The organism is Pedobacter sp. 22163, assembly GCF_052045595.1.
GTDB lineage: Bacteria > Bacteroidota > Bacteroidia > Sphingobacteriales > Sphingobacteriaceae > Pedobacter.
In genome coordinates, this window is the sequence record NZ_JBQEPM010000002.1 from 532,988 (window position 1) to 558,771 (window position 25,784).

General features: G+C 40.9%; 17 protein-coding genes. 4 read left to right on the forward strand and 13 right to left on the reverse strand.

The genetic code is table 11. The features are described 5' to 3' along the window. Positions 1-478 precede the first annotated feature (478 nt). Positions 479-1,588, forward strand: coding sequence for a Gfo/Idh/MocA family protein (locus ACTJKN_RS06780; protein WP_440823583.1), 1,110 nt, complete (start codon positions 479-481; stop codon positions 1,586-1,588). Between the two features lie 388 nt (positions 1,589-1,976). Here the strand turns inward: ACTJKN_RS06780 and ACTJKN_RS06785 are convergent, their stop codons facing one another. Beyond that, positions 1,977-2,507 (reverse strand): NAD(P)H-dependent oxidoreductase, encoded by a 531-nt coding sequence (locus tag ACTJKN_RS06785; protein WP_440823584.1) that lies wholly within the window; start codon positions 2,505-2,507, stop codon positions 1,977-1,979. Between the two features lie 98 nt (positions 2,508-2,605). On the opposite strand from ACTJKN_RS06785, the gene ACTJKN_RS06790 reads away from it, so the two are divergent. After that, positions 2,606-2,971, forward strand: a complete 366-nt coding sequence (locus ACTJKN_RS06790) for a winged helix-turn-helix transcriptional regulator (RefSeq protein ID WP_440823585.1) — start codon at positions 2,606-2,608, stop codon at positions 2,969-2,971. A gap of 476 nt (positions 2,972-3,447) precedes the next feature. On the opposite strand, the gene nhaA is transcribed toward ACTJKN_RS06790, so the two are convergent. The 4 genes from nhaA to ACTJKN_RS06810 form a co-directional block, all read right to left on the reverse strand. Continuing rightward, positions 3,448-4,599 carry a Na+/H+ antiporter NhaA gene (gene nhaA / locus ACTJKN_RS06795; RefSeq protein WP_440823586.1) on the reverse strand — a complete coding sequence of 384 codons (1,152 nt, stop codon included), beginning with the start codon at positions 4,597-4,599 and terminating at the stop codon, positions 3,448-3,450. Between the two features lie 614 nt (positions 4,600-5,213). Beyond that, the gene (locus ACTJKN_RS06800) at positions 5,214-6,134 is read right to left on the reverse strand and encodes a PorP/SprF family type IX secretion system membrane protein (protein WP_440823587.1); all 921 of its coding nucleotides are present in this window, start codon (positions 6,132-6,134) and stop codon (positions 5,214-5,216) included. An 8-nt stretch (positions 6,135-6,142) separates the two neighbouring features. Beyond that, a complete protein-coding gene (locus ACTJKN_RS06805; RefSeq protein ID WP_440823588.1) occupies positions 6,143-11,359 on the reverse strand; it encodes a CehA/McbA family metallohydrolase in 5,217 nt (1,738 codons plus the stop codon). A 1,102-nt stretch (positions 11,360-12,461) separates the two neighbouring features. After that, the gene (locus ACTJKN_RS06810; protein WP_029275823.1) at positions 12,462-13,082 is read right to left on the reverse strand and encodes an L-threonylcarbamoyladenylate synthase; all 621 of its coding nucleotides are present in this window, start codon (positions 13,080-13,082) and stop codon (positions 12,462-12,464) included. Positions 13,083-13,165: 83 nt separating this feature from the next. Between ACTJKN_RS06810 and ACTJKN_RS06815 the strand changes: the two genes are divergently transcribed. Further along, positions 13,166-14,827, forward strand: a complete 1,662-nt coding sequence (locus ACTJKN_RS06815) for an FMN-binding glutamate synthase family protein (RefSeq protein ID WP_440823589.1) — start codon at positions 13,166-13,168, stop codon at positions 14,825-14,827. A gap of 662 nt (positions 14,828-15,489) precedes the next feature. On the opposite strand, the gene asnS is transcribed toward ACTJKN_RS06815, so the two are convergent. Further along, the gene (asnS, locus tag ACTJKN_RS06820) at positions 15,490-16,938 is read right to left on the reverse strand and encodes an asparagine--tRNA ligase (RefSeq protein WP_440823590.1); all 1,449 of its coding nucleotides are present in this window, start codon (positions 16,936-16,938) and stop codon (positions 15,490-15,492) included. A gap of 237 nt (positions 16,939-17,175) precedes the next feature. Between asnS and ACTJKN_RS06825 the strand changes: the two genes are divergently transcribed. Next, positions 17,176-18,507 carry a MutS-related protein gene (locus tag ACTJKN_RS06825; RefSeq protein WP_440823591.1) on the forward strand — a complete coding sequence of 444 codons (1,332 nt, stop codon included), beginning with the start codon at positions 17,176-17,178 and terminating at the stop codon, positions 18,505-18,507. Positions 18,508-18,557: 50 nt separating this feature from the next. Here ACTJKN_RS06825 and ACTJKN_RS06830 read toward each other — a convergent pair whose 3' ends face one another. From ACTJKN_RS06830 to ACTJKN_RS06860, 7 genes are all read right to left on the reverse strand, one after another. Further along, positions 18,558-19,550, reverse strand: a complete 993-nt coding sequence (locus ACTJKN_RS06830; RefSeq protein WP_440823592.1) for a transglutaminase family protein — start codon at positions 19,548-19,550, stop codon at positions 18,558-18,560. A 91-nt stretch (positions 19,551-19,641) separates the two neighbouring features. After that, positions 19,642-20,577, reverse strand: coding sequence for an alpha-E domain-containing protein (locus ACTJKN_RS06835; RefSeq protein ID WP_440823593.1), 936 nt, complete (start codon positions 20,575-20,577; stop codon positions 19,642-19,644). Between the two features lie 10 nt (positions 20,578-20,587). Beyond that, positions 20,588-22,036, reverse strand: coding sequence for a circularly permuted type 2 ATP-grasp protein (locus ACTJKN_RS06840; protein ID WP_440823594.1), 1,449 nt, complete (start codon positions 22,034-22,036; stop codon positions 20,588-20,590). Between the two features lie 916 nt (positions 22,037-22,952). Continuing rightward, the gene (locus ACTJKN_RS06845; protein ID WP_057934873.1) at positions 22,953-23,480 is read right to left on the reverse strand and encodes a ferritin; all 528 of its coding nucleotides are present in this window, start codon (positions 23,478-23,480) and stop codon (positions 22,953-22,955) included. A 332-nt stretch (positions 23,481-23,812) separates the two neighbouring features. Then, on the reverse strand, positions 23,813-24,172 hold the full coding sequence (locus ACTJKN_RS06850) for a hypothetical protein (RefSeq protein ID WP_029275814.1): 360 nt from the start codon (positions 24,170-24,172) through the stop codon (positions 23,813-23,815). A gap of 111 nt (positions 24,173-24,283) precedes the next feature. Beyond that, the gene (locus ACTJKN_RS06855; RefSeq protein ID WP_440823595.1) at positions 24,284-24,844 is read right to left on the reverse strand and encodes an N-acetyltransferase family protein; all 561 of its coding nucleotides are present in this window, start codon (positions 24,842-24,844) and stop codon (positions 24,284-24,286) included. Beyond that, positions 24,845-25,684 carry an MBL fold metallo-hydrolase gene (locus tag ACTJKN_RS06860; protein WP_440823596.1) on the reverse strand — a complete coding sequence of 280 codons (840 nt, stop codon included), beginning with the start codon at positions 25,682-25,684 and terminating at the stop codon, positions 24,845-24,847. Positions 25,685-25,784: the final 100 nt, after the last annotated feature.

Genomic DNA, 25,784 nt, shown 5'->3' on the forward strand with positions numbered 1-25,784 from the left:
ATATCCTAGGCCGGTAGCAAGGTGCAGATAGCATGAAGCATATTGTAGGGAGCATAGACAGGCATCTGTAGAATTATTCCTCTGAAACTATGAGAGGTACGCTGAGTCGTCATCTCAACCGTAGCGGAGATCTTTGGACTTTCTAATACGGTCGTCTTTCCCGCGCAGGCGGGAACCTTAAAGCGGTCGCTATTCTTTACCTCAGGTTTAGGATTGCCTCGGCTCACCGCCACCGAGGGGGCTCTGTGCCCTCTGTGTTTTTACTTTGTGTTCTCTGTGGTTAAATCCTTGAGCTTCGCCGATTTCAATTGCCACACTAGAAAGGCAAGAAGCCGGTGGTATCGCAAGAATAGCTTTTCGACTTGTCCCGATTCTTCGGATTTGTGTAGGTCAATTTGTAATATTTTTATTTGCTTGAAGGTTCTTTTAAATTAATTTTTACCTTGGAGTCCCTTAATCGAACTTTCTAAAACGTTTAATGATGAGCCATAAGCCTATTTTGAAATTTGCATTTGCACTATTTGCCACATTTACAATTTGTTTTGAATCCACGGCGCAGCAGGCAAAATTGAATGTTGCCGTGGCGGGACTAAACCATGATCACATTTACCTGATTATGAATAGCTACCAGAAGGGAGAGGTGAACATCATCGGCATTGCAGAAAGTAATCCGGATTTAATACAGCGTTTTAAGAAACGTTATCAACTGGCAGATAGCTTATTTTACAATGACCTGCCTGCTTTATTGCAAAAACGTAAACCTGATGCCGTGCTGGCTTATAATGCCATCAGCGATCATTTGGCGGTGGTGGAGGCGGCTGCGCCACTGGGGATTTCGGTAATGGTTGAAAAGCCCCTGGCAACAACGGTTAAAGATGCAGAGAAAATGGTTCAGCTTGCGAAAAAGTATAACATCCATTTGCTTACGAATTATGAAACCACCTGGTATCCGAGTAATCAGGAAGCTTACATGAATATAAAAGAACAAAATTTAATCGGTGAGGTGCGGAAAATGATTGTACATGACGGGCACCAGGGACCAAAGGAAATTGGCGTGAGTAAAGAGTTTTTGAGCTGGCTAACTGACCCGGCTAAAAATGGGGCAGGTGCACTGACCGATTTTGGCTGTTATGGCGCTAATTTAATGACCTGGCTGATGAATGGCAGGGCGCCAATAGCGGTGTCGGCCATTACACATCAGATTAAACCGGACGTTTACCCGAAAGTGGATGATGATGCCACGATTTTGCTGGAGTATCCTGATGCGACAGGCATAATTGAAGCTTCGTGGAACTGGCCGTTCAGTATTAAGGATATGGAAGTTTTCGGGAAAACAGGGTATATACAGGCGGTTAATGAACAGCAGTTGCGTTTAAAAGAGAATGGCAAGGCCGATTATAAAGTGTATAAAGCAAAAGCGCTTGCACCGGCTTATGCCAGTAGTTTGGGCTACCTGGCTGCGGTATTGAGAAAAGAAATCGTACCTGAAAATGACTTATCTTCTTTAGAGAACAATTTAATTGTGGTTAAAATTTTAGAGGCGGCTAAAACTGCTGCAAAAACTGGTGAAAAGGTGATGATAAAATAAGGCTGATTTGATTATTGCATGATGGTATTTTAGACTACTTGTAAAAGTTTTTTTTCAATGGCAAAGCCATCTGCCAGGCCGGATAGCATGGGGGATATTGCAGGGTGCGGTAATTTGTTTTTTTAGTCCTTTCCCTTTCAGGAGAAAGGTGCCGATAGGCGGATAGGGGTTTAAGGCGCTAAAAAGTAACGCTTGTAATCGCGTTCTTTGTAACCTACCTGTGTCCTCTTCGCTGTTAAGTAAAAACCATTAAATCTTTTACCACAAAGACCACAAAGAAAGGGCACGAAGTGCACAAAGCTGGGTGTCTAAGGCTATTGCTCTGTGTTCCTCTGTGTAAAACTCAGTGCTCTCGGTGGTAAAAAATTGGCGCTCTTGAACTTTTACGCTACAACGAATCTAAAAAATCTAAATATAAAGGAACGCTTTCTTCTACCCATTTTTTAGATGTGTTATGCTCCATTCCATAATAAGCAAATGGGGTTTGGTAATCGGCTTTTACATATTCAAAGGAAAGTTCGAACGGACGGGTTAATTCTGCTAATGTATATTTATATTTTTCTGATGGACGCAGTTCGTGTTCTTCAACGCCCAATGAAATGGCCAGAGCAATTTTCTTGTCAGCCAGTTTGAAACCGCTTTTGCTGCCATAAGCCCATCCATGAGTGAGTACTTCATCCATCCATTTTTTTAAAAGTGAAGGACAATTGAACCAATAATAGGGAAATTGGAATACAATTTTATCATGTCGTTCAACCAGCTTTTGTTCTGCCAATACATCAATCTTTTCATCTGGATATGCCTCATACAGTTGATGGACTAAATATTTATCAGGGTATTTATTTAATTCTTCAATCCACCGTTTGTTGATTAGGGAACTTTTAATATCGGGATGGGTTACAACGATTAATATTTTCATTTTTACAAATTTTGATGATTATAATTGCAAAAATAGATGCATAACCGCTTATTTTGTAAATTAGCAACCCATTGTAAGGTACTATAAAAAATGTAAGTATGTCTAAAATCAAGGAAACCTCAACCAACTATGCTAACAAACAAGCTTTAGCTGATGAGTGTTTAGAAGTTTATGCGGCCAACATTATAGGCGGACAATGGGCTTTAGTGATCTGTTCGTGGTTAATGAACGGTAAACTCAGATTTGGAGCGTTAAAACAACATTTGCCTAATATTACCGAGCGAATGCTCACCTTACAGCTACGAAAATTAGAAGCAGATAAAATTGTTAAGCGAACCGTCTACGCCGAAGTTCCGCTACGGGTAGAATACGAACTAACCGCAATTGGCCTCGAATTGAGGCCAATCATTAATGCCCTCGAAAGGTGGGGCATAAAGCATAAAAGTCTGTTAGGGAAGTTTTGATCTGGTTTATTTAAACGCAAATGTTTGTCTCTTTTATTTCGAAGAGAATACCCCGAAAGGTAAGGCGGAAGGTTTGAAAACGATAGGCGGATAGGGGTTTAAGGCGCTAGCTATAACACGGTAGTCATTCCCGCGTAGGCGGGAACCTTAAAGCGTTCGCTATCTGCCAGGCCGATAGAATGATGCAGATCGCATAGGGCGTATTGCAGGGTGCGGTAATTTATCTTTTAGTCCTTTCCCTTTCAGGGAAAGGGGCCGATAGGCGGATAGGGTTGAGGCGCTAAAAAGTAACGCTTGTAATCGTGTTCTTTGCGACCTCTGCGGTTAAGAAAAAAAACAAATAACATCTTTCTTACCACAATGTTCGCAGAGAAAGGGCACTAAGTACACAGAACTGGGTGCCTAAAAGGCTATACTGCTCTCTATGTTCCTCTGTGTAAAACTCAGTGCACTCGGTGGTAAAAAGTTTAGCGCCTTTAAGCTTTCACCGACTTCAAAAACACAAAACCCACTACACCCGATAGGATCGAAGCGGTTAAAATTGCAAACTTCGCCTCCGAAACATGAAGCACCTCGCTAAAAGAGAGCAGGGCAATAAAAATCGACATGGTAAAGCCGATCCCCGCAAGCATGCCCAAACCTAAGATGTGTTTCCAGCCTGCTCCGGTGGGTAAATCGGCCCATTTTAATTTCACGGCTAACCAGCTGAAAAAGGTTACACCAATGGTTTTACCCACGAATAATCCTACTATAATGCCCAGCCCGAGAGGAGAAACCAGTCCGGCCAGCATTTCTTTTTGGAAAGTGATATTGGTATTGGCCAATGCAAAAATGGGCATAATGATGTAGTTTACCGGTGTAGTTAAAAAATGCTCGAGTTTTTCTAGTGGCGATTCTTCATCCGTTTCATTAGTAGGGATGGTGAAAGCCAGTAATACCCCTGCAATGGTGGCATGGATGCCCGAGTGGTGGATGAAATACCAGAGGAATATGCCTGGGATGAGGTAAAATATGAGTTTCTTTACGCCGAAATAATTCATCAGGCTTAAAAGAACAAGGACGCCCCCGGCCATGGCCAGGTATTCGAAATGAATCTGGTGGGTATAAAAGATCGCGATGACCAGAATGGCGCCGAGATCGTCGACAATGGCTAAGGCCGCCAGGAATATTTTTAAACTGGTGGGTACGCTTTTACCTAGCATGGCGATAATGGCAAGAGCAAAGGCAATGTCGGTTGCCATGGGGATGCCCCAGCCGCCTGCAGTTTCTGCGCCTTTATTAAACAGGCTATAAATTAAAGCAGGCACCAGCATGCCGCCTAGGGCTGCAATTACAGGAAGTGCCGCACTTTTCATGGAGGAGAGCTCGCCTTCTACGAGTTCGCGTTTGATTTCGAGTCCTACGAGCAGGAAGAATATAGCCATTAAGGCGTCGTTTATCCAGGCTAAAATGCTGTAGTTGATAGCGCCGAAGCCTAATTTGGTTGCTAAAAATGCTTCGAAACTTTCTTTTGAAGCGGTATTGGCGATCATTAAGGAGATTGCCACGCAGATCAGCAATAAAAAACCACCTACTTTTCCGGAGCGAAAGAAACGCTGAAATACTTCTAAATTGATGAGTTTAGCCATAGGGGTAAAAATAGTGAAATAAGGGGAAAGGGGGAGGTTTTTGTGAGGGAATTTGTTATTTAATGTGGTCGTCATTCCCGCGCATGCGGGAACCACGAAGTGCTCATCAAAGCTAATCTTAAAGCAGGCGCTATTTCTTGTCCTTCTCGCAGTCTTGCCTCGGCTCAGCGCCGCCGAGGGCTCTTTCTTTTAGCTTGGCCCAAAAGAAACAAAAACCCAAGGCTTGCATCCTTTCTTGTAAAAACCTACGGAAATCTTAATCGCGGCAGTATATAGGCTCTTACCCTTGCTTATTCCCAGCGCACGCGCTTGATCCTGCCTTGGCTGTGGGGTAATGATGGGGAGGTACAAAGATTTTCGTGCTTTTCCTGCGAAAATCTGCTAGGCCGGATAGCATGATGCCGATAGTAAGGAGCATATTGCAGGGTGCGGTAATTTGTTTTTTAGTCCTTTCCCTTTCAGGGGAAAGGTGCCGATAGGCGGATCGGTGGGAACGCGGTCAATTAAAAAAGCCACAGATATTTAAATCTGCGGCTTTTCGTTTGTTGCATTAAGATTTCCGCCTGCGCGGGATCCGATAGCTATCGGATGACGACCCTTCTTTTAAAATAAAATTAAGGTTTCTTGCCAATATTAACCCTGATATTCACTTCAAAATCGCCATCGGTATAACCACTGATTGCCGAAGTTGCGGTGTTGTAATAAGCCATAAAATAAAAGGTCGATTTGTAGTTCATGCCAAAACCAATGGTAGCGTTCTGGGTATTGTGGTACATGGCCATTACGTACAATTTATCGTTGGCGAAATTTGCATTCAAACCGGCATCCCATAAGTTATCGAAATTTTTAATGCCTCTAAAAACACCTTTAGGTTCTAAGCTGATTCCATTTATACCCGATCCCAGCATGAATTTATAACTCACCGCCGAATAAAACGTGGGTTTATCCGCAAAGTTTAAATCATCTTTTCTAAAAACGGAACGCATGTTCGGCACAGCACCTTCAACGGTTAATCCTTTCGAAGTATAAGAAATTCCGAAATCGCCATCTACATAATAACCCCTGTCGTTAAAACGGGCAATGGATGGATCGTTAAGGTCGCTGTTTCTTACACTGCTTAAATCCAGTTTATCCTGACTTGCACCAAAAGAGATCCCGAAGTTTAATTTCTGGTCATCATTGTTTAACGGCAGGTGATAAGCAAAAGTTCCCACGGCTTTGGTGCGTTGGATACCGCCCGATTTCTCGTTGTAGATGTTTACTCCCCAGCCTACTTTGCTTACCTGCTGATCTAAGGTTACGCTTTGTGTAATGGGGGCACCAGGGATGTTAGACCACTGTTTGCGGAAACTCCCGTTGATGTTAAAACCTTCGTTTATACCGGCCATTGAGGGATTAACCAGGTAACGATTCTGGAAATATTGTGCATTGAGTGGAAGGATCTGCGCTTTAACCGAACCTAAAAATAATGTACTGGCTGCAAATAGAAACGTTACGCGACGCATTTGCTTTATGTTTTTTGTAATTGCTCTCATGTCTGTAATTAGTCTCTAATGATGTTGATAAAACCTTTGAATGTACCGATACCGCTACCTAAATCGATGATGTAATAATAGGTGCCTTCATTCAGCGGACTGCCGTTTATGGTTCCTTCCCAGTCGTTAGCATAGGTATGTTTGGTATATAAAATCCGCCCGGCCTTATCGAATATTTTTAAGGTATTGTTTGGGTAATAATCGATGTTCTTCACGATAAATTTATCGTTGTAACCATCACCATTCGGCGTAACTACAGTACTGGCTTCGAGTTTATAATCGTCTATTACGGCAATGGCAATGCTTTGGTCGCTCACACAACCACTTGCATTGGTTACGGTAACACGGTAAGTACCGCTCTGTTTCGGTCGGATGGTCAAGGCTGGTGTGTTTTGTCCGCTAACAATATCCGAGCCAGTCCAGCTGTATTGCGTTCCGCCTGTAGCCGTTAAAGTTAGGGCATCTCCTTTAGAAATAGATAAACCTTTGTTGCTGCTGATGGAAACTACTGGCAGGGCATTTATCGTTACCGTAGCTGTTCCGGTTTGTGTTTGGGTAGCATAGGCATCGGTCACGCTTACTAAATTGTAGGTAAATGTACCTGTTGCGCTGGTTGGTACGCTAACCGTTGCCGTGGTTGAGCTTGTGCTTACCGTACGGTTACTGCCTCCGTTAATACTGTAGGTAAAGGTATAAGGTGCCGCGCCAACCGAACCTGTGAAGGTAATGTTTGGTGATGAACCGAAGTTACATATTGATGTATTACCTGCTATAGTAGCTACTGGTAAAGGACGAACCGTTACCGTGGTTGAAACATTTTGTGCCTGTGCACTAAAAGCATCGGCAATGTTGGTGATGGTGTAAACGAATGTGCCCACCACATTGGTTGGTGCTGTTACTGTTGTGGTATTGCTTGTTGCCTTCAATGTTTGGCTGCCACCACCATTAATATTATAAGTGAATGTAAACGGTGCTGTACCTGCAGTTGCCCTAAAGGTAATTACCGGAGCAGTGGCGTTTTGTGGAACAGAAACACTGGCACTTAGTGCGGCAACCGGTTTAGCATTAATATGAAGATTGGCAGAATTGTAGTTGATGGTGTAATTGCTACTTAAGGCCAGCGTTCCCTGCTGAATGGCGTAATCGCCTGCGGTTTCGCCCACCGCACGGCTTAATGCTCCTGTAAAAGCATCGGTACCGATTAATGCAGGGCTGGAAACATAGGTAAATGCGGGATCAGCTGTTCCTTCCACCTTGGTTTTGGCATCTGCCGTTACCGCAATGGCTTTAGGGGCAATGGTTAATACCTGTTGTTTGGCAACTGCCGGGTTAAAGAAAGTATCGCCCGGTTGATTGGCCGTAATGGTTACCGTACCTGCTTTTACGATGTGGATATCGTTATTGCTGATGGTGGCAATGTTGGTATCGCTGCTGGTATATTCAATGTTAATGGCTGTATTGTCGCTCGTAGCTCCTGCAACTAAATCAGGGTCTCCATAAGTAGCCGTTCTGTTGGCGGCAAAGGTAATGTTCTGGTCTTTCTTAACGGTTGCATCATCCCTGGTGTACCAGATGGGCGAGGTAATGATCCGGCTTCCGTCTGCCTCTACAATATCAGCATAATAATAGCCTGTGGCCAGGTTGGCCAGGGCATTATCGGTATAGGTTAAACTTGCGGTTGCACTGGTGGTTAATTCTACCGGATTGATACCGCTTCCAGGTGTTCCGTATAAAATTTTAATGCTCGTTACCGCACTTGTGGTAATCGAACTCACCGAGATCTGTGGCGCACCGGCGGTTTTGAATACGCTACCTACGGGTTGTTTGTTAATGGTGAATACGACTTTTGCTGCCGAATCTTGTGATGCATAGAATCGCATCTTTTTAATGGCATCCAATAAATCGTTTTCGGTAAGGGCGGGAGCCAATACCACTAACCTGGCACGGGTGTGTTTACCAAAAGTTAAATTGTGGTTATCATGATCAATACTTGCACCAAGGTGATAACCCTTAGCCAGCATGCGGTTATAATAGCTTAAATAACTCATTGAGCTGGCGGGATCGGAATAGGTAACATTGGTCGAAAATGCAGGACCACTTTCTAAGGCTGAGCCTACAATGGCACTATCGGCACTTAAATCGTAAGTTGCAGAGATGTTATTGTAATCTGTTGTATTAGGGTGAGCCAGAGTAGCTACGGCATTTAAACCATGGCGGTTAATAATCCTGAATAAACCCGCTGGTCCGGTATAAGTACTCTTAGGTACATAAATCTGGTTTTCGCCGGGCTCCCAGCCGATCAGTGAATCGATGCCGTACACAATTACGTGTCCGCCGCCGCTGATTACGCCCCATTCCATACCGTGCAAAGCAACGAAAGTAGAAGTGGTTGCATTTTTAGCCGCAATGATACCCGGTTGCCAGTTGGCTAACGACATGCCGGCCTGGGTATGGTTATGCTCTGATATACCAAGAAAATCGAGGTTCATCGCCGTTTTGGCAAAAGCATAATCATCTTCGGGTTTTTTGGTTAAATCGTCTTTATTCCCGTCAGAATAACTGCTGTGACTGTGTAAATTACCATAATAGAAATTCAGTTTGTTTACATCAAGGATCCCTGTTTTAAAGTTTCCTAAAAGGGGCTGTGTGGTTAAATATAAAGGGCCACCGCTGCAGGCACTATTTATCGCATAAGTGAAAAAGTAATAATTGGTGTTCTGGGTTAAACCATTTCTGATAAATGAAGTACCCGCTCCTCTTTTCACCACGATACCACCACCTAAAGCATCGCCTACATTATAAACCGTTTGGTTTACCGGTGCTGCGGTTAAGGTATTGCTGGTACTCATCACCACCAGGTATTCATCAGCTGCGCTGGCGGCGGTGAAAGAAGCCTGGATAAAGTTATAGTTAGCAGAAGTAATGGTAAAACCTGTAGGCTGTGCCGTTGGAGTGGCACAAGGTAATAAAGTTTTAGTGCTTTGTACTGCGGTTAAAATATTTGTGGTTAAATATTTCGGTCCGCCGGTACAAGAAAGGTTGTTTAACGGAACAATAAAATAGTTGTAAGTTGTAGAACTGTTTAAATTGTTATCGGTAAAGGTATTGCTTACAATTTTATTGATTACCGTACCCCCACCAAAGGCAGAACCAATGGCATAAGCAGTACCATCAACCGGAAGCGCGCTTAAGGTAGTATTTAAACTTCTGATGATGAGGTATTCGTTGGCATCGGCCGATTTAGTGAAAGTAGCGGTGATGCTGCCTGTGGTTACAGCACTAAAAGTTAATGCGGTTGCAGGGCTGCTTGGCGCGGCGCAGGCAGGTAAGTTGGGTGGGAAATGTACACCCAACCTATTGGCATCGTCATCATCAATGGCATTTTGAACGGTAGCCAGTAGTGTTCTGGTCCAATCGTCGTCTACATAAGCAGGACTGGGCGCGGTTACATTCAAACTTCTTACATAAGAAACATCTTTGGCGTTAACACCCTGACCGAAAGCATCGATAATGTTGTTATTGGCATCTAAAAGGGCCACACCATCGTTACCGTTAAAGTTGATTACGGTATTGCTGTTTAATACGGCACTGGCGGTACTTAGGTAAGGTACTTCGGTATTGCTGTTACCCGTATTGCCCAAAAATACGGAGCCATGGGCCGGAATGGTAAAGTTCAAGTTTACCGTTTGCGAAGGTGTACCAGTGATGTTGATGTTACCCGCGTCGCCCGAAATATTGTATAAAGCCAATTTTAACTGTGGTGATGCGGTATTGATCGGAGCATTGCTCAGGTTGGTTAATTCGATCCACTTATTTACAGAGGTGCCTTCGTAATATTGGCTGATGATTACCGGTGCGCTTACCAAAGGAGGATTAGCTGTGGTAGCATCAACCGTGGCGACTGTGGTTTGTAAATTGCCTGCTGCATCTTGTGCCACTACATATAAGGTATAACCGGTACCGATTGTTAAACCGGTGATGGATGCACTGGCATCGGTATTGGCGGTATTGGCAAATGATCCCGATTTTAAAGCGGCAGATCCGCTTCCATCCTGTGCAGCTTTAACCTGTGCTGGTGTTGGGGCAGTACCACCCGAAAGGGCTAACACATAATAAGTGGTACCTGCTTCGTTAATGTTGTTTGCAAAAGCTACCGAGGTAGTGGTAACTGTTGTGGTTTTGGGGTAAGTGGCTGCCGTTACCGGTGGGGTAACATCTGCCAAACCCAGTGTTGTTACATTTAGGAGTGTAACTGAAGTTTGTAAATTAGGCGTGCTTGCAGCATCTTCTGCCACTACATAAACCGCATAATTTGTAGTTGCGGTTAATCCGGTAATGGATGTGCTAACATCTGTATTGGCTGCATTTGTCAAAGCGCCAGATTTAATTGCTGCAGTACCACTTCCGTTTAATCCAGCTTTTACCTGTGCAGGTGTTGGCGCTGGGCTGCCTGATGCGGTAACAACATAATAAGTTTTACCCGCCTCATCGATGTTATGGGTAAGGCTAAAAGAGGTTGAGGTAATATTTGATGTTTTTGGGTATAAGGCTGTATTTACAGGAGGGGTATTGTCTGTGCCAGAAACTGCAGATCCAGAAATCACTACATCATCTATACTAAATGTACCTCCGGCAGCTTCGGCATTGTAACCATAAAAGCGGAAGGTAGTTGCTGTAGAAATGCTGGTAAAACCTGTTAAGGTAATGGTACTGCCAACCTCAGCAGTTGTTGCCGCATCCAGTACCTGAAATATATTTCCTGTTACAACCTGAAGATCTGTGTTGGCGGGTGATATAGTAGCTGTTAAGTTAGCCGCATAACTGTCTTTACTCGATCGCACACTGTATTGTCTGATCCCTGTTCCTGAACGTTGCAGGGTGAATTTAATCCCGCTAATGTTTAAGGTGTAGCCCGTTACAGGTGTAATGGTTACTTCGTAATACTTGGTTAAATCTATTGTGCCGGTAAAAACATCACTCGCATTGGTTGCGCCTGTAGGCTGACTGGTGAAAGAAAACCTTCCAGCTGCGTTAGGGTTTCCGGAGACAGCGCCATTAGCCGTAAAAGAACTAAAAGTAACTCCTGTTGCTGTTGGAGCCGGGGTGGGATCCGTTTTTCCAGTGGTGGTAGAAACACCACTGAAATTGTAAGTTCCGTTAAAACTTTGGGCAAACAACGAAGTTGCCAAAAGCATTGTAGAACATAATAGTAAAAGTTTTTTCATATAAGTTTTTTAGGGATATGAAATGATGAATTAATCTTTTTGAATAAGTTAGTGAAGTGGATTAAGCGTAATTGCTTTATGTTTCGGGAACGGTCCCGCGAGGATTTGAATGATTAGCAGTAGCGTTTTGCCATACAGAATAATAAGGATTGTAATTAGAAGATTTTTGATCATTCAGCGCAAACCATCATCACTATAGGGCAAATACCTATAGCAATTGTGCGAAAATCATTTGCCTGACAACGATTTTTTTAGTTGGAAAGCTTTATTGGAGTAATTGTAGCGCCATATAGAATGATTAGGTTACGAAAATAAGCGTAGAATATTAATTCAGTATTAGAATGAGGTTAATTTTAGTAGTTTGTTTTGTTAAAAGCTTGTGGAGTACAGCATTAAAGTATAAATTTATATATTTCTTTGGTATTTAGGCTGGATGTTGATAAATTTTAGTGAGGTGTTCGCTATAATACGGTCGTCATCCGATAGCTATCGGATCCCGCGCAGGCGGAATGTTAAAGCGGTCACTATTTTTTGCCTCTTGCTCGGTCTTGCCTCGGCTCGCCGCCGCCGAAGGGGGGCTCTTACTTTTTTCAGTTGTGTATATGTTTTTATAGGCCTTCAAGCTTGCTTCGCAGGTTGGCTTGGCCCCAAAAGTAACAAACCTGAGCGCAGCGAAAGCATGCCTGCTGTTAAAAACAACAAACACAAAGGCATAACTGAAAGGCTTGCATCGTTTTTTATGTGATAATACTGTTTTTATAGGTATAAAAGATTGCTGCGCAATTCTTGTAAAAACCTACGAAAATCTTAATAACGGCAGTATCGAGGCTCTTACCCTGGCTTATCCCATCGCACCCGCTTGATCCTGCCTTGGCTTGTGGGGTAATGAGGGTTAGTGCACAGATTTTCGTGCTTTTTCCTGAGAAAATCTGCCAGGCCGATAGCATGGTGCAGATTGCATGGAGCATATTGCAGGGTGCGGTAATTTGTTTTTAGTCCTTTCCCTTTGAGGGGAAAGGTGCCGATAGGCGGATAGGGGTTTAAGGCGCTCGCTATAGTACGATCGTCATCCGATAGATCGGATCCTGCGCAGGCGGGATGGCTACAAATACTCTTCTATATTTCCTTTGCCTTCACGGATCACTTCGAACTCACCCGTGGTACAATCGATTACGGTAGAGGCATCATTATCGCCGTAGCCACCATCGATTACCAGATCAACCAGGTCTTCATATTTTTCGTGGATCAATTCAGGGTCGGTAGAATATTCAATTACATCATCATCATCCTTAATCGAAGTAGATAGGATAGGGTTACCCAATTCTTTTACAATACAACGGGCAATGTTGTTATCGGGCACACGGATACCTACTGTTTTTTTATTCGAACTCAATAACTTGGGTACGTTGTTATTCGCATTAAAAATAAAGGTAAACGGACCTGGTAAAGCTTTTTTTAATACCCTGAAGGTGGTATTGTCAATCGGTTTAATGTAATCCGAAATGTGTTTTAAATCGTGGCAAATAAAGGAGAAATTGGCCTTTTCGGGTTTTATACCACGTATTCTGCATATTTTTTCGATGGCTTTCGGATTGGTGATATCGCAGCCCAAACCATAAATCGTATCCGTTGGATAGATGATCAAACCACCTTTCTTCAACACTTCAACAACTTGTTCAATAGCCCTTTCGTTTGGGTTTTCTGGATAGATCTTAATAAGCATAGCGTAAAAATAACAAATTAATGGTGTCAGTTGTTTAATAATCCTAATCTTTGTACCAACAAAACATACGCTAATCTATTATTATGAGAAAAGCTTTCGTCGCAATTGCCGCATTTTTAATTGCCCTAACCATTATGCTGGGCTTGTATCATCCCTTTTTATGGTGGACATTCATCTTCACTGGTCCTTTTGTAATTCTTGGTATTTACGATTTATATCAGCCCAAGCATAGTATTGTTAGAAATTATCCTGTTTTTGGCCGTTTAAGGTATTTTATGGAAGAATTGAGGCCGAAAGTTTACCAGTATTTTGTAGAGAGCGATACAAACGGTACGCCTTATAACAGGTTAAACCGCTCATTAATTTATCAACGCGCTAAAAAAGATAACGATACCATACCATTTGGAACGCAGTTAAATGTTTACGATAATGGCTACGAATGGTTAAGCCATAGTATTGCGGCCATTTCTCACCACGAATTAAACTTGGATCCACGTGTTACTGTTGGCGGCCCTGATTGTAAGAAACCTTACTCTGCGAGTATTTATAATATATCGGCCATGAGTTTTGGCTCATTAAGTCAGAATGCAATTCTGGCTTTAAACGGTGGCGCTAAAATGGGCAACTTTGCACACAATACGGGCGAAGGTGGCATCAGCGATTATCACCGTCAGCCAGGAGGCGATTTAATCTGGCAGATTGGTACCGGTTATTTCGGTTGCCGTAATGCCGATGGTACCTTTAATTACGATGCGTATGCCGAAAGGGCAAAAACCGACCAGGTAAAAATGATCGAGATTAAACTTTCGCAAGGTGCTAAACCTGGTCACGGTGGTATGCTGCCTGCCAAAAAAGTAACGCCAGAGGTTGCCAGAATCCGTTTAGTGCCCGAAGGTAAAGATGTATTGTCGCCACCCGCACACTCGGCGTTTAATACACCGATCGGTTTATTGGAATTTGTGAAGAAACTCCGCGATTTATCGGATGGTAAACCTGTAGGATTTAAACTTTGTATCGGTCGTAAAAGCGAGTTTTATGCCATTTGTAAAGCCATGGTAGAAACCGGTATTTACCCTGATTTTATTACCGTTGATGGTGGCGAGGGCGGAACAGGTGCTGCTCCACAGGAATTTTCGAATTCGGTAGGTATGCCTTTGCGCGAAGGGGTGGCTTTTGTGTACGATGTTTTGAATGGTTTTGATCTGAAAAAACACATTAAAATTATTGCCTCAGGTAAAGTGGCAACAGGTTTCGATCTGGTTAAAAATATCGCCCTTGGTGCCGATATGTGTAATGCTGCCCGCGGAATGATGTTCGCTTTAGGCTGTATTCAGGCTTTAGAATGTAACAGCAATACCTGCCCAACAGGCGTAGCCACACAAGATCAGAGTTTAATGAAGGGGCTTGTGGTAGAAGATAAAACCGTTCGTGTTAAAAACTTCCATAACCTAACCGTAGCCAGTGCTGTAGAATTATTGGGTGCTGCGGGTTTAAGAGAAACACATCAGTTAAGCAGGGCGTATATCAACAGAAGGGTGAGTCCGAGTGTAATGCAGAGTTATTTAGAGAGCTTTCCATACATTCCAGCAGGCAGTTTGTTAAAAACACCTTACCCAACGCGTTACGAATTGGGTATGGCGCTGAGTACTTCGGCCAGTTTTGCCCCAACCGATTATAAGGTTTCGGCGGTAGATTATGCACATGCCAATCCGTATGGAGATAGTATGCATGATGATGGGCGATAACAGCGAGGTTGACTTACGAAGTCTAAAAGGGCATGGGTAAGGTATGACTTCGCAAGTCCAGTGACGGATTTTATTGGCTATTTTTAGAAAAGCAAGGGCAGTGGTGCTTGGGCTTGTTTAGCCCTGCTTTTACTACAAGTCCACTCACGATGCTAATTTAGTGCCGATTCATCGGTAAAGAATCGGGATGCGGGCTTTCCGCGTCAATCAGGTTTAGGTGGCCGGAAATGAAGAGGTATTAATGGTTTAATCACCAAACGTTCCTACGGAACGAAAACGCCAATTGTTCCAATTGGCTACCCAGGAGACGTCCCACTGGGACGATTGTTCTATAGAAATACATCATTAATTTAAGTTAGGATTTAGCCAAAAACAAAAGAGTTGGATGGCAGGTTGAGATAAATCGTCATCTCCCGAAGCACTGCGGAGTGGAGAGATCTTTTAAACATAGTCAAAAGATCTCTCCTCCGAAGGAGTTCCTTTGGAACACTACGAGTTGCTCCGATCGAGATGACGCCGATTTTTAGAATCTGTCATTGATAGGAGAGGCCTCCTGGAGTTTTTTCTGGTAAAAAAAAGGAGTCAAGTTTTAAAAACTTGACTCCTTCAATAACGGGCTATTTGTTTTCCCTAAACCCTAAACCCTAAACCCTAAACCCTTCCTAAAACTCAGCGTTTTTCGGGAACCTTGGGAAAGCAATTACATCACGGATGTTAGTCATTCCGGTTACGAACAATACCAAACGCTCGAAACCTAAACCAAAACCCGAGTGCGGGGCTGATCCAAAGCGGCGGGTATCGAGATACCACCAAAGTTCTTCCTGCGGGATGTTTAAATCTTCCATGCGTTTGGTTAAACGGTCTAAGCGTTCCTCACGCTGCGATCCGCCAATCATTTCGCCAATGCCCGGGAATAAGATATCCATCGCGGCAACAGTTTGTCTGCCTTCAGCATCTGGCTCATTCTGGCGCATATAGAACGATTTAATATCAGCAGGGTAATCCGTTAAGATTACCGGTTTTTTAAAGTGTTTTTCTACCAGGTAACGTTCGTGTTCACTTTGTAAATCGGCACCCCATTCATCAATCAGGTATTTAAATTGTTTCTTCTGGTTTGGTTTAGAAGATTTTAAAATCCTGATCGCCTCAGTATAGGTTAAACGCTCAAACTCGTTGGCTAAACAGAAATCCAGTTTTTCCAACAAGCTAAATTCGCTGCGCTCGTTCTGCGGTTTTTGTTTGTCCTCTTCGGCCAAACGAGTGTTTAAGAATTCTAATTCATCTTTGCAGTTGTCTAAAGCATATTTAATTACATACTTCATCATATCTTCTGCAAGCTGCATGTTATCTTCTAAATCGGCAAAAGCAACTTCAGGTTCAATCATCCAGAACTCGGCCAGGTGACGTGTTGTATTTGAGTTTTCTGCCCTAAAAGTTGGGCCGAAAGTATAAATCTGTCCGAAAGCCATTGCTGCCAACTCACCTTCCAATTGACCCGATACGGTTAAGTTGGTTGCGCGGGCAAAGAAATCCAGTGAGAAATCTACCTTACCATCATCTGTACGTGGTGTATTGTCGAAATCTAAAGTGGTTACCTTAAACATTTCGCCGGCACCTTCTGCATCACTTGCGGTAATTACAGGTGTGTGCATGTATACAAAACCACGTTCATTATAGAATTGGTGAATGGCAAATGCCAAAGCATGACGTACTTTAAAAACGGCATTAAAAGTATTGGTACGGAAACGCAGGTGCGCAATTTCGCGTAAAAACTCTAAACTGTGTTTTTTTGGTTGCAATGGAAATTTTTCAGGATCACTATCACCCAAAATTTCTACAGTTGTTGCTTTAATCTCAACGGTTTGACCTTTACCAAGCGATTCGATCAATTTACCTGTTGCAGAAATGGCCGCACCGGTAGTGATTCTTTTTAACAGCTCATCAGGTAAATTATTAAAATCGATCACAACCTGGATATTGCTCATGCAAGACCCGTCATTTAATGCAATAAACTGATTATTACGGAAAGTTCTAACCCATCCCATAACCGTTACTTCTGTGTCAAATGCTGTCGACTTTAATAAATCTTTAATTTGCTGTCTCTTAATCATATTGTTATTTGTAAAAGGCGCAAATTTAGAAAAAAACTTGATCAGTTGGCGGTTTTCAGTATACAGTTTTCAGTTTTTTAGCATTAATCAACTGCCAACTGAAAACTACCTATTGTTGTTTCAGATAAATTCCTATCCTTAAATGATTTTAATATCAAATTAATTTTACCATATTCAATCTATATTAACTTATTTTTTAGTTGATTGTTGAATTCGTTTTAATGTTAAAGAGGCCTCATGAATAAATTTGATATCGATAAACAAACCTTAACCGACTTGAATATATTTGAGGCTTATGGCCTGGATAAAAGTGTTTTTTCTTTATTTAACTTGACTTCAACAATTAAAGGCAACGATAAACTGATCGAAATTTTCAGAACGCCATCAACCGATATTAAGATAATCAATGAACGGCAGAAGGTAATAAAATATCTTTCAAACTACTCAGGCGATTTAAGTTTTGATCGTACCAATATGGATTTTGTGGAAAGCTACCTGACGCAAAATTCTAAAATCAAGTCTTATTCCAGAATATCTGCATTAACTAAATTTGTACATTATTTCTTTTCTCCCAATCAGGGCTATTATTTAAAAGAGAAAGGTATAAAAGAAATAATTTATTTGCTTAAAAAGCTGAGCGAAGTTTTTGCCGGGTTGAATGATCAGGACAAACCTGAAGTGGCTAAAGAATTTGATGAAGTTGTGTTTGCCTTATTTGAGCAGGAATTAGTTAAAAATATTGTTGAACGTAAAGAAAACAAAATCAGCTTATTCGAATTAGAAGAACTTGATTTTATTTTTAAGAAAACTGTCCTAAAAACAATCAAGAAGTTTTTAGATATCATCTATCAGGTTGATGCTTATTTTTCTATTGCTCTGGCTGCCAGAAAGTTTAATTTAACCTTGCCGAATGTTAATCATAAAGCGCGTCATTTTCATATCAGTAGGGTTTTTCATCCTTTTTTAAGTAAGCCTGTTGCTAATGACATTGAATTCGAAACGGAGAAGAATGTCTGCTTTCTTACAGGTAGTAATATGGCTGGAAAATCTACTTTTTTAAAATCTGTTGGTATATCTGTTTATTTAGCGCATTTAGGGCTTCCGGTTCCTGCCAAACACATGGAAACGGGTATTTGGCAAGGGCTAATATCGACTATAAATTTGCCTGATAATTTAAATCAGGGATATAGTCATTTTTACAATGAGGTTTTAAGGGTAAAACATGTTGCGGAGAAGATTAAAACCGCTAAAAATATTTTCGTAATTTTTGATGAGTTGTTTAGGGGTACAAATGTAAAAGACGCTTTTGACGGCTCTTTAGCTGTAATTAAATCATTTTCTAAAATAGAAGATTGTTGTTTCATGATTTCAACCCATATTATTGAAGTTGCCGAAATGCTGAAAGAAAATAAAAACATCATGTTCAAATATCTCTTTACCGAAATGAAAGATAACAAACCTACATTTACTTATAACCTGATGGATGGGATTACCGATGAGCGGATAGGGATGTGGATTATTGAAAATGAAAAGATCGATGAAATTTTAAACAGCAGAGATTTGAAATAGATCTCTACTGCTTTTATTCCTATGATTTGAAACTGCAAACTGAAAATTTCCTACTGTTGCTGCTGTTGCTGTTGTTGAATGGCTTCCATGTATTGTTGATAGCTGTTTTGTGTTCTTGCTGTGGTTATTGTTCCGGATGGTTTAGCGTAATTCACTTCTTTTGGCTGAAAATAAGTTTCATTATCATTAAAATCTTCGTCATTATAACCAACTGATACGTTAACTTCCATAATATGTTCGAAACCACCTTTGTAAACCCCTTTTACAGGGGAGCAATCGGTAAAATTGCGGCCTACCGCCAGGCGTACGTGGTTTTCGTTGGCAATGCAGTTATTGGTGGGGTCTAAGCCCAGCCAGCCGTACTCGGGTAAATATGCCTCGGCCCAGGCATGCGTTGCGCCTTCACCCCGCATACCATCTCTATTGGGACAGATGTAACCGCTCACATATCTGGCAGGGATCCCGGTTAAACGCAACATGGCTGTTAATACATGTGCAAAATCCTGGCAAACACCCGCTCTAAGTTTTAAAATTTCATCTATGGTGGTATCAACTGCGGTTACACCCTTAATGTATTCGAAGTTATTGAAAACATCGGCACAGTATTTTATAGCGGTTTGATAGGGGGTATCTTCAGTATTTTTAATCTTCAGCGCTGTTTCTTTCAGTTGAATAATGCCCTCGAAACTTTCTTGCCGCAAATAATCGATATAGGGCACTTCAAATTTTAGGGCGTTTAAACTGTGCCACTGCTCGCTGCTAAACATATCGTCTTGCGGCAATGGCTTCGGGAAGGTTTCTACACTTACTTTGGAAAAAATTTTCAACTGTGTATGCGGCTCATTTTGGGTAAATGTGCCTACTTCATTGCCGTAATAATCGATAAAGATTTCAATTTCCGGGCTTCCCGAGATATTCAGGTCGTGTTTAACCACCTTTTGAAAATCATCCTTGATCGGAAATAAAATAATCTGATTTGCACTGTCCCGAACAGGCAATTCGTATTTATAATTGGTGATATGTTTGATTTTGAAAATTGGCATATTGATTTTTATTATTATGGGTTACCGCAGATGAAAAATCAAAAAAGGAAATAGTGTCTGTGTTGATCTGTGCTCATCTGTGGTTAAAAATTTATGAATTTGCGAAATAATATTCATTTAACAGGTTTCCGATGCCGAAAAGTTCAGCCCTGATCTCTGTAAGGTAATGGTGCAACTGCTCTTCGTTCATGGTATTTACCGAGCTATAGGTAATCATACTTTTTAAACGCCCTATTTTAAAAGATAAGTTGTTGTAATGTTCGATGTTGCTTTCGCTCTTTAACCGGTTAAAATATCTATCAATATTGTTCATGGCGTATAGTGCCGACCGTGGAAAATCATTGTTGAGCATCACTAATTCGATGATGTTTTTTGCATCAAAACCTTGCCTGTAAGTTTTTAGATAGAGCTCATAACCACCTAATGAGAGCAATAAATGTTTCCAGTAGGATATATCCGTCAGCAGATCTGGATTGCTGCTTATCGAACTGAATTTAATATCGAGAATATCGACTGACTGTATGCTTCTCTCCAGGTGTTTGCCAATATTCATAAAACTCCTACTTTCTCCGCGCTCCATCACACTGTCGGCAGTTCCGTTGTATAACATTACCTGTTTGATCAAGACATCGAAGGCTGTAACAGGATCGTCCTTTTGTACGTACCACAATAATTTCTCGTCTTTTACCGCATGGTAATATTCGTTTAAACATTGCCATAAATCTTTAGGGATATGTTCCTGAACGCTCCGTGCATTTTCCCGGGCCAGGGTAACGATGTTTAAAATAGAATTTTGATTCTCGCGGTTTAACAAGAGGTATTCTATCACGGCACGGCTATCGTGCTGGATATTCAATAATTCATTTTCGTCATCTGAAGAAAAAATCCTGATTACGGGCTTCCAGGTAAATTCCTGTATGGTATCTTGTGAGGAAGCATAATTTGTTTTTAACATACGCAACATACCATCGCTGCGCTCAACATATCTGCTTAGCCAATATAAGCTTGATGCAACTCTACTTAACATATTCTGTATTCTAAGAAGTTAAAACCCATGTATCTTTACTGCCGCCACCCTGTGAGCTGTTTACGACCAGTGAACCTTCTTTTAAAGCTACCCTGGTTAAGCCACCCGGCACGATCGAAATGCCGTCTGGTCCGTTTAAAGCGAATGGACGAAGATCGATTCTGCGCGGAGCCAGTTTTCCGTTGATAAAACAGGGGGCGGAAGACAGGCTTATGGTGGGTTGGGCAATAAAATTGCGCGGATCTTTCAGCACTTCGATTTTATATTCGTCAGTTTCCTGTTCACTGGCAGCGTGCCCCATTAACATGCCATATCCACCACTTCCATTAGTTTTTTTAATTACCATTGTATTGATGTTTGCAAAAACATAATCGAGCTCATCTTTATTGCTAAGCTGGTAGGTGGGCACATTCTTGAGTATGGGTTCTTCGTTCAGGTAGTACCTGATCATATCGGGTACATAGGTATAAACGGCTTTGTCGTCGGCTACGCCATTGCCTATTGCATTAATAATGGCTACATTACCTTTGCGATAGGCACCCATTAGGCCCGCAACGCCCAGTACGCTGTTCGGATTAAAAACCAGTGGATCGAGATAGTCGTCATCTACACGGCGATAAATCACATCAACCTGCTGCAGGCCAGTGGTGGTTTTCATAAATACCTTTTGGTTTTTAACCACCAGATCACGTCCTTCTACAAGTTCTACCCCCATTAAACGAGCTAAGGTAGTGTGCTCATAATACGCAGAATTATACATGCCCGGACTTAACAATACAATTGTTGGGTTGGAAACTGCCCTGGGAGAGAGGCTCATTAAATTTTTATATAATATGGCAGGGTATTCGGTTACACTTCTTACGCCGCATTGCGGAATAAGGTCGGGAAATAACCTTTTGGTGATTTCTCTGTTCTCGAGCATATAGCTCACCCCCGAAGGTGTGCGCAGGTTGTCTTCTAATACATAAAATGTTCCATCGTGATCTCTTATCAGGTCTATTCCGGCAATATGGATATAGATATCGTGTAATACGTTTACATTGTGCATCTCTCTTAAAAAATGCGGACAAGAATAAATTACATTTATAGGTACAATTTGGTCTTTTAAGATAAATTGATTGCTGTAAATGTCTTTTAAAAAAAGATTCAGTGCTTTTAAGCGTTGTTTTATTCCTTTTTCTATAAAACTCCACTCTGTTGAAGTAATAATTCTCGGGATAATATCAAAAGGAAAGATTTTTTCGATGCCTTCGCCGCTATCATATACCGTAAAGGTAATACCCTGGCTCATGAACAGCTTTTTAGCCAATTCTTCTTTTTTGTTTAGGTTCTCGAGCGATTCTTTAGAAAAATTATTGATGAAGTTTGCATAATGATCCCGGTAATGATCGCCATTTAGGAACATTTCATCATAAATTTTGGGATGATTTAAGTAATTTTTTCTAAAATCTTCTATCATTTTGCTTAAATATTTCCTTAAATTATGATTTTGTAAGGAAAAAACTAATGTTTTTGTGGTAAAAATTAATTTTTATATGATTTATATCTATTTGGTTTGTTTTTTATGTCTATATTTTAGTATTTTATGTATTTTTTATTAAAATATTTTAAATTTTTTGATAAAAACACTTGTTAATGTGAATAAAGTTTGTACTTTTGTAATGCTCGTTAATTATTATTATATATTTGGTTTAAAAAAAGCGCTGGTAACGGCGCTTTTTTTACGAAAACATCAAGACTTATTCATAATCAACATAAACCAAACATCCTAAACCAAGAAGCTCCAGTAAAACTGGAGCTTTTCTTTTTATTATGGGTCGTTAATCCCGATCCGATAGCTAGCTGATGAAGCGGAACGGAATGGAGAGCTATAAACTTGTGTTTAACTTTCCCGCAGATTAAGAAGATAAGAAACGCAAATTAAGTTTGTGTGGTGGAGGCCTAGATTATCACCATATAAGGAACTTAAGAAAATATAAAGGCATTGAGCTTATATGGTACTTAAATGTCTTACACGGTAAAAAAATAGTTTGTTATTGTTAGCATTAGGAGGTAAGCTAAGCACTGGTTTGGGACTGCTATATCTGCGCTCTCAGCGGCATCTGCGAGATATATAAATTGTTTTTGTATTTCCTGTGTACTTAAGAAGATAAGAAACACTGATTTAGCAGGTGTTAAGTAGGAAAATTAATTTTTTAGCGATAAAGTCGCTGTTATCGTGCATCCCTGTTTCAAATGGGGACGATATCTCGAGGCTTTGCTAAATAGATTTCTCCGCTACGGTCGAAATGACGATTTGCCGCTAAAACTTTGCATAAAAAAAAAGCTATCCTGATTTTAACCGGGATAGCTTTTCAATATATGTTTTGTTGTTGTTATTCTTCTGAATAGGTGATTTTGTTCACGTGTTTATCAATTTCCCATCTTCCTGTGCCTTCTTCGCCAATCACTTCGAATAATTCTAATGCCCTGCGTGCTTTGTATTCTTCTTCGCGTTGCTCTTTCAAGAACCAGTTTAAGAATTCCATGGTTACAAAATCTTGTTCTTTATGGCATTTAGAAGCCAGGTTTTTAAAACTTTGGGTGATGGCAATCTCTGCCTCTAAAGCATCTTCGAAAACTTCTCTAAATCCGGCAAATTCAGTTTTGATACCTGAAACTTCTGGAGATATTGCGTTTCCACCCATATCCAAAACATATTTGAACAATTTAAGCTGGTGTACTCTTTCTTCTTCAGATTGCTTTAAGAAATAATCTGCTGAAAAATCGAATCCATTTTGGTCACACCAAGATGACATTGATAAGTATAGTGATGAAGAGTGAGCTTCTTTTTTGATCTGCTGATTTAATAATGTTTCGATATCCTGTGATATTAAACATTTGATGCGCATTAAGTCTTTCATAATTTTCTTTGCTTAACTAATGATACAAAGGTAACATCAAATTAACCATATTGTGTGATTTATTTACTATATGAAATTAGTCTAAATTGCTGATAATTAGTTATTTGTAATCAGTTTAAATAAGAGCCGAGGATGGAATGGATGGCGGAATAACGTCAAACGGATAGTGCTTGAGGATCAGAAGGATAAAGGCCGGTTTTCAGTTGGCAATTTTCAGTTAACAGTTTTCAGTTGGCAATTTTCAGTTTGATATAAGCAGTTAACCAATTTATACCGTTAACCTATTAATCAATTTGAACTTACCAAGAAACTAATGACTAATGAACCAATGACTAATAAACCAATCTATAAAGGCAGTCGCTGATGAGGTGATTTAGCTTGAACATGGTAAAAGTACCTTGCAACAAATCTTTTAAGGCGATAATTTCTAAAGCACTTAATAAATAGATGTGTTCGCAACCATTAAAGGTAACCAGTTCGAAATCGGCTTTGTGGGTGTTTAAAAGGAGTGCTTCAATATCAATATCTTCTACAACCTTTTTTAATTTTTGAAGCGAAAGGCAATTAAAGCGTGCAAACTTACCGCCAAAATCTACATAAAAGCAGTTTAATTTATCTGATTGATAAATAGAACCATGAGTATTTGAGAATACGTTAACCAGTTCATTAATATCGATACACGCTTTTTCCATCGGTTACAAAAATTGGTATTATTTAGATTAAATACAAATAAAAACGAAAATAAATTTGAAGAGCGCTGAGTGGGGAGCGTTTAGCGTTGAAAAAGCGATATGGGGAGGGTATTATTTGAGCTTAAAAATCATATGATGATATAGTCCGCCTATAAATTGTTTTTCATTTTGAATAGCAAAGCCCATATTCTGGTAAAGTTTTAATGCCCGGTCATTGTTTTGTTCTACCAATAAGCCGATGTTGTGGTGGCCAAGTTGTTCAGCCCAATCCATTCCTGCTTTAATGAGCTGTTTTCCTATTCCCTTTCCCTGAGCATTTGGATTGACACTAATGGTATCGAGGTAAAATTCGCCGCTTTGGGTCTCGGTGCCTTGATCGGTGTGATTTGCCTGGTAATGCTTAGCCAGGTATGCTAAAAATGGCTGTCGAAGCTTTAGGAGTTTTCCGCCATCATAGGCATTTAAAGACCCTAGAATTTTGCCCTCCTCTTCAAAAACCAAGGTGTTTTCGTAACTGTATTGATTGTTCTCTAGTTGGAAGAAACGTTTAAAGATCCGATTAATGATTTCATCATCTTCTACATTGGTTAATTTCTTCGCCAGCTTACCCATCGCTTGAATAACCAGTGGTACAACTTCTTCTGCATCTGCGGGCCTGGCTGGTCTGATCATTTAAATATCGCTCAGGTTAAAAGTTTCTGCCACGCGGATTCCTTTTTCTGTTCTTTGTAAAGTGCAGCATTCGTTAACTGGATCGTGCTCCAGATATAAGATGTAGTTGTTGTTAACGGCTTCTTCTAAAAAGGCTTGTTTCTCAGTCAATGTTTTTAACGGAAACATATCATAAGCCATTACATAGGGCAGGGGAAGGTGACCAACCGATGGTAAAAGATCGGCCATATACACAATAGTTCTGCCTTTGTAACTGATTTTGGGCAACATCATGGCATCGGTGTGGCCATAGGCGAAACTGATGTTGATATTTTTTTGCCATTCGATATTTTCTTTTTCGGCTATAAATTTGAGCTGTCCGCTTTCCTGGATCGGAAGAATGTTTTCTTTTAAGAAAGAAGCTTTTTCCCTTGCATTTGGCGCTACTGCCCATTGCCAATGTTTTTCATTACTCCAATAATGTGCATTTTTAAAGGCTGGTGTCAATTTCTCGTTTTCTCTTACTATTGCCCCGCCAACATGATCAAAATGAAGGTGTGTGAGGAAAACATCAGTAATATCGGCCGTACTGAAACCCAATTGTGCCAGCGATTTTTCCATCGAATCATCCCCATGCAGATAATAATGACTGAAAAACTTTTCGTCCTGTTTGTTCCCAATTCCGGTATCCACTAAAATTAATTGATTACCCTCTTCAATTAAAAGGCAGCGCATGGCCCAGGTGCAAAGGTTATTCGCATCAGCAGGGTTTGTTTTTTGCCAGATGGCCTTGGGTACAACGCCGAACATTGCGCCGCCATCTAATTTAAATAAGCCTGTGTTTATGGTGTGGAGTTTCATTTAGGGTTTAGGGTTTAGGGTTTAGGGTTTAGGGTTTAGGGTTTAGGGTTTAGGGTTTAGGGTTTTTAAAAAAATGGCCTATAAAAATAAGAAAACCCTT